Below are 8,104 nucleotides of genomic sequence, written 5' to 3'. Positions count from 1 at the left end.
CGGTTTTAACGACATTGTTAGCGACAACTGCGATTGCAGCTTTAGTCGGGGTTTCAAGTGTGATGCTGTTTAATTTGGACGGAGCAGAATTTGTCCAAGGAGATGCTGAAACGGCGCAGATTGCAGCGTTGGATGAGCGCCAAGAAGCAGTAGCGGACTTATCTATTCCAGAACAAGTAGTGAACTTCATTCCATCGAATGTTTTTGCGGACTTATCCAATTCTCGTTCAACAAGTACCATTGCAGTTGTCATCTTTTCAGCTTTCGTAGGAGTTGCTTATCTAGGGGTAAATAAAAAAGACCCGGAAAACGGCGCCTTTTTTGAAAAAATCATCAAGAGCTTGTATGCCATCGTTATGCGGATCGTGACATTGGTATTAAGATTAACACCATACGGAGTTTTTGCATTAATGACAAAAGCTTTAGCAACAAGTGATTTTAATGCTTTATTGAATCTAGGAAAATTTGTAGTAGCTTCTTATGCGGCTATTATTGTGATGTTCCTGATCCATATGCTGATTTTATTGGGTGTGAAAGTAAGTCCGATCCAATACTTGAAGAAAACGTGGACTGTTTTAAGCTTTGCTTTTACTTCACGTTCAAGTGCTGGTGCTTTGCCATTGAATATCGAAACGCAAACAAAAGCTTTAGGTGTTGACGATGCTTCTGCAAACTTTTCTGGCACATTCGGGATGTCGATCGGACAAAATGGTTGTGCAGGAGTTTACCCTGCTATGTTGGCGGCAATCGTTGCGCCAACGATGGGGATTGACCTTTTCAGCCCAACCTATATTTTGACAATCGTAGCTGTTGTAACGATTAGTTCATTTGGCGTTGCCGGAGTCGGCGGCGGAGCAACATTTGCTGCTTTGATCGTTTTAGGAGCTCTGGACTTGCCGGTAGCTATTGTCGGATTAGTTATTTCAGTTGAACCGGTCATCGATATGGCTCGGACAATGTTAAATGTAAATGACAGCATCATAGCTGGGATTATTTCATCAAAACGAATCAAACGCTTTGATACAGCGATGTTTAATGATGACGAAGCGATCGTTAAATCAGATATGTAATAAAAACTAAAAAGCTGAAGTTTCCCTTTTAAAAGAGGAACTTCAGCTTTTTCTGTTTGGTTATTCGTATCTAAGTGCTTCAATTGGATCTAATTTTGCAGCTTTTCGCGCAGGGTAGATGCCGAAAAACACACCTACAGCAGTAGAGAAAAGTAAAACTAGAACAACCGAAGTGAGCGTGATATTTGGAATAATGTTTAAGGCTCCGGCTACTCCATTTGCCAGTAGGATACCCAATACCAATCCAATGATACCGCCGATCAAACTTAAAATAATAGATTCCATTAAGAATTGCATCAAAATGGTTCCGGTAGTTGCACCAAGCGCTTTACGGGTTCCGATTTCACGGGTACGTTCCGTAACGGAAACTAACATAATATTCATGACTCCAATGCCGCCAACCAATAAGGCGATTGCAGCAACTGCAGCAATGAAATTAACAAATAAACTCAAGACAGAGTTTACTTGATCTAAAGCTTGTAAAAAGTTGGTAGCGGTATAGTAATCTTTTCCTAAAGAATTATGTCGTGTTTCCAATAACCGCACAATTTGAGTTGAAACTGTCTCGATTGCTTCTTTATCCGTTACTTGAACGGTTAAGCTATCCATTGTCGTGGCTTCTGGATTTAGTTTTTCCATAGTTGTTAAAGGTACCGCTAAATAAATCGGCATTTGACTAAGATCGAATGAGCCTTGTAAATCTTCAAATGTTCCTTTTACAACACCAACGATCATTAAGCGTAGATTGTTTCCGGCTTCTCCGCTGAGTTGCAGCGTTTCACCGACTACGTTTGTCCGTTCATTAAATAAGGCTTTTGCGGTATCTTCACTGACCACGGCTACGTTTTTAGCATCCTGATAATCTGTTTGATTAAAATAGCGCCCGTAAACCAATGTACTATCCATTGTTTGATTTGTATACTGCATATCAGGAGTTCCACTTAAAGCTAAAGCCGTTCGGGAATCAAATTCAGATTTTGCAGATGCACGGATAGTTTTGTCAGGAGAAATATGCGTGATGGCCGGAATGGACGCTTTTAAAGCTTTAAGATCTTCATCGGTAAAGGCATCACTGCTAGAAGCTTCATCACTCAATGAGACAGAAATAGTTGAAGCTCCTAAATCGTCAAATGTCCCAGTGATTTCAGAAGTAGCTCCATTCCCAACAGCAAGGATAGCAATAACAGCTGCGATTCCGATGATGATTCCCAACATGGTCAAGAAAGAACGCATTTTATTTGCGAAAATACTATCAATGGCCATTTTAAAATTTTCTTTAATATTCAAAGATCTGGCTCCTTTCTATAACATTTTTGGATTTTGGAGACGATCATCTTGGAGAGTCCCGTCAAAAAACGACACGATGCGTTTAGTATAAATGGCGACTTCCGGTTCATGTGTGACCATTACAATAGTTGTTCCTTCAGCATTTAATTCTTGAAAAATACGCAATATGTCAATAGTCGTCTTAGAATCCAAATTACCGGTAGGCTCATCTGCCATTAGAACAGAAGGTTCATTCACAATAGCGCGGGCAATGGCTACACGCTGTTTTTGACCACCTGAGATTTCGTTTGGTTTGTGCTTTACTCGATCACTTAAACCCACGCGTTCTAGCGCTTTTAAAGCCCGCTGTTTACGCTCTTTAGCGGGGACACCAGCATAAACCATGGGCAATTCCACGTTTTCCAGAATCGTCATTCGCGGCATCAAATTAAAGGATTGGAAAACAAAACCAATTTCTTTGTTTCGGACATGAGCACCTTGATTGTCGCTTAAGTTACTCACATTCTCTCCGTTTAAAAAATAAGTTCCTGAATCAAAATGATCCAATAAACCTAATATATTCATCATCGTTGATTTTCCAGATCCGCTTGGGCCCATAATAGAAGTAAATTCGCCTTTTCCAATGGTTAAGGAAATATTATCTAATGCCACAAGTTTTTCATCTCCTGTTTGATACGTTTTGACGATATTTTTTAATTCAATCATTGCTTTACCGCCTTTCTATTTTGCTGATACTGAAACGCCATCTTTGATTTTTTCATCAGGAGATAAGATGACAGTTTGATCGGCAGCTAAGCCATCTTTCACTTCAACTTTGGTATCGGATTGAATACCAATGTCGATCAATTTTGCACGTGCTGTTCCCTTTTCGATAACATAGACAAACGGTTTGTTTTTATCGTTATAAAGCAAGGCTTCAATAGGCAAAGCAACAGCATTTTCAGCTGTATTAGTGGTGATTTCAGCGTCAATATCAAATCCGGCAAATAAATCCTTAGGAGGGGTATCAAATCCGATAGTAGCAGCTAATGCAGTGGTATTTCCGGTTTGACTCATAATAGTCGTAGCGACTGGATCAATATGGGTTACTTTTCCTGAATAAGTTTCTGAACCATTAGATAGGGTAACAGCTTGATCTTTTTTTACTAATGGGGCATCAGACTTAGTTAATTGGACAGTTACTTTTAAATCGCTTAAGTCAGCTAATGTAATAGCTGCTTCGCCGGTCTGTGCACTTAAATCAGCTTCATCAGGGACAACGCTGACATTGGTTACAGTTCCGTCAAAATTAGCTGTTTGTGCTGTTCCGTCTTGATAAAGAACTAGCCGATCGTTTTCTTCTACTTGATCTCCGACAGCTACATCGACCTCAGTAACAAGACCTTGTCCAAAGATTTCTTGTGTTTGTTCAGCTTCTAAAGTTCCTGTGGTTGAAAGAGTTTCAACGATTGTCTCATTAGCTGTTTTTCCGGTTCTGACTGAAATAGCTTCTTCTTTAGTAGAAGTTCCGAAAATACTGTAGCCAATGAAACCTACTACAATCAATGCTGCCAGAATACCAATTGCTTTTTTTGTATTCATATGGTGAATCTTCCTTTCTTCTCTGGTTTTAATCCAACTGATGGATCATCAGTATGACATGATGTCATTTATTCAGTATAACGGTTTTAGTACGCAACGTCTAGCATGAAAACTTATGTTTGAAGATAGGGAAATACTTCTGGTTCGTGAGCAAATAATTCAGTTTTTTTGCGAAAAAGTGTATAGTTAAAGAAAGTTAGAAAGTAGTATGTGTCTATAAAAAAGCTGAAATGAGGAGATCAGTATGAAAAAAGAACTATTTGCAATTGGCGATGTTCATGGACAGATCAATCTTTTTCAAGAAATGCTGACACATTGGAATGAAGCTACTCAGCAATTGCTATTGATTGGGGACTTGGGTGACCGTGGAGAGAACCCAAAAGCTTGTTTTGTATTGGCTAATGAATTAGTTGAAGAAAAAGGTGCCATCTGGTTAAAAGGCAATCACGAAGAAATGCTTCTGGATTTTCTAGAACATCCAGAAGATAATTACGATTTGTATCTACTAAATGGCGGCTTGCAGACTTTAGAAACCTTTTTGCATCCTGGATTAAATGATGAGTACTCTCCGACTGAAATTGCTATGCTGATGATCAGTCATTATCCTACTTTAAAAGAACGGTTAAAAAATTTACCGTTATATTTTGAATGGGGAAATTTTGTATTTGTGCATGCAGGTGTAGATTTATCCAAGAAAGATTGGAAAAAGACAAATCCAAGAGATTTCGTTTGGATTCGCGAGCCATTTCATACGATGAAGAATAAGACAGGAAAGACAATTGTTTTTGGTCATACACTTACTCCTGCTCTTTACGGAGACAATAAAACAACTGATTTATGGATACAAGATAATAAAATCGGAATTGATGGCGGTGCCGTTTATGGTGGAGCCTTGCACGGCGTAGTTTTTGACTCGGAAAAATTGTTGCAAGACTACAAGCTGGTGAATCAAGGATATGTTTGGGATGGACGCGTTTGATTAATTGCGAAAAATAAAGGTAGAGCAGGTGCATAAAAATGATTGAATTTAAAGAGGTGACAAAAGAATATGTTCCTGGCAAACCAGTGGTATCCAATTTGAATTTGGAAATAAGAGATGGTGAATTTTTTGTTTTGATCGGGCCAAGTGGAAGTGGCAAAACTACAACATTAAAAATGATCAATCGATTGATTACCTTAACCACCGGTTATATTCTTGTCGGCGGCAAACCCATTAGTGATTACAACATTCAAGAATTGCGCTGGAACATGGGGTATGTCTTACAGCAAATTGCTTTATTTCCCAATATGACGGTGGAAGAAAATATTACTGTCGTGCCTGAAATGAAAAAGATGCCTAAAGACAAAATGCAAGAACGCGTAACTGAATTGCTTGAAAGCGTGGGGTTAGATGCTGAAAGTTACCGCCATCGCAGAACCAGCGAATTATCAGGCGGGGAACAGCAGCGGATAGGAGTGGTACGGGCGCTTGCGGCCGATCCGGATATTATCTTGATGGATGAACCTTTTAGTGCTCTAGATCCAATCAGCCGCCATAACTTGCAAAAAGACGTTGTGGAACTGCATAAAAAATTACAAAAAACAATTGTCTTTGTAACGCATGATATGCAAGAAGCAATGGCATTAGGCGACAGAATCTGCTTAATGAATGAGGGGGAAATCGTTCAAATCGGTACACCTGACGAGATTCGCAGACACCCTAATACCACATTTGTCAAAGACTTCTTAAAGTCAGGCAATATCGAAGTAGTTGAATCACAATCTATCCAACAGTTAGTGACAGCTGGATATACACAGCCAGTTGCGGAGGGGGGAAATACTGAGAAATTGTTAAAGGCAACAGATACAGTTGACCAATTGATTATGGCCTTATCAAAAGAGGAAGTTGTTTTTATCCAAGATGCTCAAAACCACATTATTGGAAAGGTGACACATAAACAACTGTTGGCCTACTTAGCAGCGAATATTACTGCTGGAGGTGTAACAGAATGAACGCATGGATAACGACCTTTCAAGAACGAAAAGGTGCATTAGGGACAGCTTTGATCGAACATATCCAGTTATCTTTTATTTCACTATTGATTGCAGTGCTGATTGCGATTCCTCTAGCTATTTATTTAGCACAGCATAAAAAAGCTGCAGGTCCTATTATTCAAATCACAGCTATTTTTCAAACTATTCCTTCCTTAGCTTTACTCGGCTTACTGATTCCGTTGGTCGGGATCGGCAAGGTACCGGCTGTCGTTGCTTTAGTTATTTATGCTCTATTGCCGATTTTGCGCAACACATATACCGGATTGACAGAAATTGACCCGTCATTAGATGAAGCAGCTGATGCCATGGGAATGGATCGCAAGCGGAAACTATTAAAAGTTCAAATTCCGATTGCGATGCCAATCATTATGGCGGGGATCAGGAATGCAATGGTTTTAATTATTGGAACGGGAACGATTGCCGCTTTGATTGGTGCCGGCGGATTAGGAAGCTTGATTCTACTGGGGATCGATCGGGGAAATAATCAATTGATTTTAATGGGAGCTATTCCAGCAGCCATTTTAGCAGTTGGCTTTGATTATGTATTGAGTTATTTTGAAAAAGTTTCTTTTAATCGGACCATTCAAGTTTTAGGGTCAGTGACAGTTGTTATGCTGGTGCTGATGATTGTACCTTTGATCAGCGGCAAAGATAAAGAGATTGTGATTGCCGGAAAATTAGGAGCAGAGCCTGAAATCATCATGAATATGTACAAAGAATTGATTGAAAATCAAACAGATTTATCGGTTCAATTGAAACCGAATATGGGGAAAACGACTTTTGTTTTTAATGCTTTAGAATCAGGAGATATCGATATTTATACAGAGTACAGTGGAACGATTTTAGCTACCTTTTTAAATGAAGAAGCAAAATCGACAGATGAAAAAGAGGTCGTTGAACAAGCTCGTCAAGGACTAGCTCAACAATATAATATGTCATTATTGGAACCAATGGCGTTTAATAATACTTATGCTTTAGCAGTTACACCAGAGCTGGCCGAACAATATCAGTTGAAAAAAATATCAGATCTTCAAGCTGTTACAGATCAGCTTAAAGTAGGGTTTACACTTGAATTCGCAGATCGGCAAGATGGTTATTTAGGAATCCAAGATTTATATGGGATAACGTTTGATAATTTACAGACAATGGAACCTAAATTGCGTTATTCAGCGATTAAAACGGGGGATATCAATTTGGTTGATGCGTATTCGACTGACAGTGAATTGGCTCAATACAATTTAACGGTTCTAGAAGACGACAAAGGGTTGTTTCCACCTTATCAAGGGGCACCTTTATTGTTGACTAAAACGTTGGAAAAACACCCTGAGCTGGAACAAGTGTTAAATCAATTAGGCGGAAAAATCACAGATGAAGAAATGCGCCAGATGAACTATGAAGTCAATGTAAATAATGCGAATCCACAAGCAGTCGCGCATCAGTTTTTAATAGAACAACAATTAATAAAAAAATAAATCTGTAAAGTATTCTAATGACGAATTAGAATACTTTATTGATTTTTGCAGCTTAAAAAGTTACTGTAAATGAAGCAGATAGGTAAAGAAATGGGGCAAGACAATGAAAATTGGTGTATTATCAGATTTGCATATCGATACAAACGGGAAGCATCTACCGGAGAATGAGACATTTGCGACTTTATTGAATAATCAGATAAAAAAACAGCAAATCGACCTTTTCTTAATAGGTGGAGATATCAGTAGCGATTACCGTGTGTCGCAAGCTTTTTTAGATGAACTTGGGCAATTAAGCGGTATTCCGATATTGTTTGTACCCGGCAATCACGATTATTGGTCTAGGAACAATGGAGAAACCGATACGAAAAAAATTTATGATTATTTTAAAAGCCAGCCGGAAAGCATTTTAGAGCGTCCTTATATTATTAATGATCAATGGGCTGTGGTGGGCAATTCAGGCTGGTATGATTATGGGTTTGCAGATACAAACCAATACGATGACCTGGATTTTCAAAAAATGAAATTGCGTGTGGGCACTTGGCAAGATAAACGGTACTGTGACTGGGGCGAATCAGACCAAGCAGTAGCTCAATGGATGTTGGAGAAAATGGAAGAAGATCTGGAAAAAGTCGGAGATCGAAAAGTTATTTTAATGACCCA

8 protein-coding genes are annotated in these 8,104 nt (G+C 39.0%); 5 read left to right on the top strand and 3 right to left on the bottom strand.

Features of this window, described 5'->3' with window-relative positions; all coding sequences use genetic code 11:
- The coding region (locus RT405_RS12005; RefSeq protein WP_313469978.1) for a cation:dicarboxylate symporter family transporter at positions 1 to 1,070 on the top strand (1,070 nt) is incomplete at its 5' end.
- A 60-nt stretch (positions 1,071 to 1,130) separates the two neighbouring features.
- Here RT405_RS12005 and RT405_RS12000 read toward each other — a convergent pair.
- Genes RT405_RS12000 through RT405_RS11990 form a run of 3 tightly spaced genes read right to left on the bottom strand, consistent with a single transcriptional unit; the run spans position 1,131 to position 3,938 of the window.
- The gene (locus RT405_RS12000) at positions 1,131 to 2,357 is read right to left on the bottom strand and encodes an ABC transporter permease (protein WP_313469975.1); all 1,227 of its coding nucleotides are present in this window, start codon (positions 2,355 to 2,357) and stop codon (positions 1,131 to 1,133) included.
- Positions 2,358 to 2,372: 15 nt separating this feature from the next.
- A complete protein-coding gene (locus tag RT405_RS11995) occupies positions 2,373 to 3,062 on the bottom strand; it encodes an ABC transporter ATP-binding protein (RefSeq protein ID WP_313469973.1) in 690 nt (229 codons plus the stop codon).
- Positions 3,063 to 3,077: 15 nt separating this feature from the next.
- Positions 3,078 to 3,938, bottom strand: coding sequence for an HlyD family efflux transporter periplasmic adaptor subunit (locus RT405_RS11990; protein ID WP_313469970.1), 861 nt, complete (start codon positions 3,936 to 3,938; stop codon positions 3,078 to 3,080).
- Between the two features lie 244 nt (positions 3,939 to 4,182).
- Here RT405_RS11990 and RT405_RS11985 point away from each other — a divergent pair, with 244 nt between their 5' ends.
- The 4 genes from RT405_RS11985 to RT405_RS11970 form a co-directional block, all read left to right on the top strand.
- Positions 4,183 to 4,917 (top strand): metallophosphoesterase, encoded by a 735-nt coding sequence (locus tag RT405_RS11985; RefSeq protein WP_313469968.1) that lies wholly within the window; start codon positions 4,183 to 4,185, stop codon positions 4,915 to 4,917.
- A gap of 38 nt (positions 4,918 to 4,955) precedes the next feature.
- Positions 4,956 to 5,930, top strand: coding sequence for an ABC transporter ATP-binding protein (locus RT405_RS11980; protein ID WP_313469965.1), 975 nt, complete (start codon positions 4,956 to 4,958; stop codon positions 5,928 to 5,930).
- Positions 5,927 to 7,444 (top strand): ABC transporter permease/substrate-binding protein, encoded by a 1,518-nt coding sequence (locus RT405_RS11975; RefSeq protein WP_313469964.1) that lies wholly within the window; start codon positions 5,927 to 5,929, stop codon positions 7,442 to 7,444. Before RT405_RS11980 ends, RT405_RS11975 begins: the two co-directional genes overlap by 4 nt.
- A gap of 103 nt (positions 7,445 to 7,547) precedes the next feature.
- Positions 7,548 to 8,104: metallophosphoesterase (locus RT405_RS11970; protein WP_313469962.1), on the top strand; the 557-nt coding region annotated here is incomplete at its 3' end.

Origin of the sequence: Carnobacterium sp. (assembly GCF_032094055.1) — a bacterium.
Classification (GTDB): Bacteria; Bacillota; Bacilli; order Lactobacillales; family Carnobacteriaceae; genus Carnobacterium_A.
Note: the sequence above shows the minus strand (reverse complement) of the source record. Positions and strands in the feature narration are given on the sequence as shown.